Consider the following 3,422-nt stretch of genomic DNA (forward strand, 5'->3'; position numbering starts at 1 on the left):
TTTACTAACTATTTCTAACTGGATGACGAATCCAGAAATGGGATTAGCTAACTTAATTACAACACTGGGAGAACAAACAATTGTTGCTGCTAATACCATCCCTAATCCTTGGCCGACAATTCACGAACGAGCAAGATTAGGGAAAGTTCCTGTAATGATGTATCACGATATTTTGCCCAAGAAAAAAGTTTCCTTTGATGTCACAGTAAAACAATTTGAAAAGCATCTTGAATTAATTCAAGAAAGTGGAGCAACACCCATTAGCTTAGACCAATTAATTCAGCATTTACGCACAGGAGAAGCATTACCAGAAAAACCAATAGTTCTGACATTTGATGACGGATATATTGGTCATTATGAAATAGTTTATCCCCTACTCAAAAAATATAATTATCCAGCAGTTTTCTCAGTATATACAGACAAAATAGAAGGCAAAATAGTTGGTCGTTCTACTCTCACTTGGTCACAATTGCAAGAAATGGCAAAAAATTCATTAGTCACAATTGCTTCCCATAGTGTTACTCATCCCAAAGATTTAACTAAATTATCTGACCGAGAACTACAAGCAGAAATTTTCAAATCAAAGCAAATTTTAGAGAAAAAATTAGGAATAAAAATTAACTATTTTACTTATCCAGAAGGTAAATATGATGAACGTGTTAGTGCTTGGGTAAAAGTAGCGGGATATGAAGCAGCACTAACAATGGAAAATAATAAAAATATCTTTAGTAATGAATCAAAAAGTTTATTGGCAATAGACCGCTTTGGTCAATCAGGATTAAAAAAGGCAATTGCAAAAACTTTTGGTGGATTACAATTACCTCCCTGGAAATTTGGGTTTGATTTTACTGGTCAAATTATCAAAAATGAAATAACTCTTCAAGGAATTCCATTAATTTTAATTTCTGGAGGAAAACCAATAACTATTCATGCAGATAGTCGGTATCAAGTTAAAGATATTGTGGCAAAAAACGAGGCGATCGCTGGAGTGGATGGAGTATTTTTTTCTCTGGAAAAACTAGATTCTAACAAAGTAATTGGTCCGATTTTTAGTCAGAATACAAAAAAATTTGTGCCTGGAGATAACTATGACAACAATAAATTAAAGAATCGTCCGTTAGTATTAATTAGTGATGATCAAGTAAATTTTATTCCTTTTAATCCCGAAAATCACAATACAATCAAAGGCATAAAAGCAGAGATGCCAAATTTTACAGATGCTTTTGTGGGAGCTGCATTTTTAGTGAGAAATTATCAACCTCAACCACCAGAAAGTTTTGGTGAATTATTCAAGTTCAACGAACCTCGTCACCGAGCATTTTGGGGTATTCATCGTAGTGGTCAACCTATCATTGGTGTATCTTATAAAAGAATTGGTTCCGTTAAACTTGCTCAACTTTTAGCACAAGTAGGATTTCGGGATGCAGTTATGTTAGATTCTGGAGCTAGTACGTCTCTAGTTTATGAAGGTAAATCTTTAGTCAGGTATACTCCACGTCCTGTTCCTCATGTAGTGGCTTTAGTTTCACCAAAGTCAGCTTCCAAATCAACTTGTGTTGTCGCTCAGTATTGATAAATAAAAGTCAATTATTAGATTGAAAAAATGATTAACTAAATCAATATAAATTCATATAGCAGTCGGAAATTATTTACTGCTACATAACTAATTAGCATTCAGAATATTGCTAAGGCAAAGCTACCTCACCAGTATTAAAAATGCTATACTTGTTAAGCTGACTTTTAAAAAAGTTAATATTGAATCAGCATTAGAATTAACTTTAGCAGAAGTTTGTCAAACAATGAATTGGGATTTTGGAGAAGCATGGATTCCTGACCCAGAAGCTACAATGCTCAAATTTAGTAGAGGATGGTATTCTAGTAATAGTAATAACGGTACTTTACCAGCAGCTTTAAAATTTCGACAACAGCATCAAATTATTACCTTTAACTCCCAAGAAAGCTTACTACAAAGGGTGTGGAATTCTCAGCAAACAGAATGGGTAAAAGATATTTATCAGGAAAAAGATTCAGTTTTTATTTGTTTTAAAATTGCCGAAAAAATAGGTATTAAATCTGCATTGGGAATACCGATTATTCTAGATAAACAGGTTTTAGCTATCTTAGTATTTTTCCAGAAATTTTCTCAAACATTAGATCAAAATTCTATACAGTTAGTTAATGCTGTGGCAACTCAGTTAGGTGGATTAATTCAACGTAAAAAATCTGAGTTAGCTCTGAAAAAAGCAAACCAAAATTTAAAACTAATTGCCAGTTTTGATATTTTAACTTCTTTGGCTAATCGTCGTACATTCGATGAATATTTTCATCAAAAATGGGAGCAACTTAGACAAGACAAAAAATATTTATCTCTCATCCTTTGTGATGTGGATTATTTCAAATATTATAATGATTTTTATGGGCATCCAGAGGGAGACAAATACCTCAAAAAAGTTGCTCAAGCTATTAGCAAGGTAGCTAAATTTTCTACAGATTTAGTCTGTCGTTATGGTGGCGAAAAATTTGGAGTTATATTACCAAATACAAATATTAAGGAAGCTTTACGAAGAGCAGAATTAATTAGGAGAGAAATCAAAAGGTTTGAAATACCTCACGCTTGTTCAAAAGTAAGTCCTTATGTAACTGTAAGTTTAGGAGTAAGTAGCGTAATTCCTACGTTACAATTATCTGTCGTACATGATTAATAGATGCTGATCAGGCGCTTTATCAAGCAAAAGAACAGGGACGAGATTGTGTTATTGCTCATAGAATTAATTATGTTTGTTAGGAAAGAAAAAATCATATAAGACTCAGGTATAATTTTTTTTGTTTCCCCTACTGATATTAAATACTAAAATTTTTGCTACAAATACTTAGGCTGTTTCAAACAGTCAGGAGTCAGTAGGAATAGCCTATATATTATTTAGCTAGAGTCAAACTCTGTTTTTAGTAAAATCTATATTTCTAAGTACAGTCTTTTAAGCAGGGAAATTATTCATAGCGTTCTTTTTTATAGTTCATATGATTACTAAATTGAAGTGAGGTTATTCAACCTGATTTGAGATGATATGAAATACGAAAAATAATGGTAGAGTTATTTCACAAAGGCTGAAAGTTGAACTAGAGAGTCAAAGATCAATTTTATCTGAAATACAAGTAATGATCTTTTCCCTTATGGATTTAATACACTACCGTCACACTGTTTACAAGCTTGTTGGGGTTTGTATAGGTAAAGTTGCAATTTTTCAGTATCCCCATGCACTTTTTCCTTCTCTCCTAGGATATAACTAAAGCTTTCTTCCTTCTTCAAAACTAATTTATTCAAAATTAATATCAGATATTTCAATACACCCTTGAATTTAATTATTAGATTTAGTATATATTTCCATTATAACTCCTACGAATGAGCCAAATATTCCTCCAAT

3 protein-coding genes are annotated in these 3,422 nt (G+C 32.3%); 2 read left to right on the top strand and 1 reads right to left on the bottom strand.

Translation table 11 applies throughout. The features are described 5' to 3' along the window. Positions 1 to 1,573 (top strand): polysaccharide deacetylase family protein (locus F6K13_RS24515; RefSeq protein WP_287288652.1); only part of this gene is annotated, 1,573 nt, incomplete at its 5' end. Positions 1,574 to 1,682: 109 nt separating this feature from the next. Further along, positions 1,683 to 2,702 carry a sensor domain-containing diguanylate cyclase gene (locus tag F6K13_RS24520; protein WP_124146160.1) on the top strand — a complete coding sequence of 340 codons (1,020 nt, stop codon included), beginning with the start codon at positions 1,683 to 1,685 and terminating at the stop codon, positions 2,700 to 2,702. A 467-nt stretch (positions 2,703 to 3,169) separates the two neighbouring features. Here F6K13_RS24520 and F6K13_RS24525 read toward each other — a convergent pair whose 3' ends face one another. Then, positions 3,170 to 3,322, bottom strand: coding sequence for a hypothetical protein (locus F6K13_RS24525; RefSeq protein WP_161564629.1), 153 nt, complete (start codon positions 3,320 to 3,322; stop codon positions 3,170 to 3,172). Between the last annotated feature and the right edge of the window lie 100 nt (positions 3,323 to 3,422).

It is taken from the genome of Okeania sp. SIO2B9 (assembly GCF_010672505.1).
Classification (GTDB): Bacteria; Cyanobacteriota; Cyanobacteriia; order Cyanobacteriales; family Microcoleaceae; genus Okeania; species Okeania hirsuta.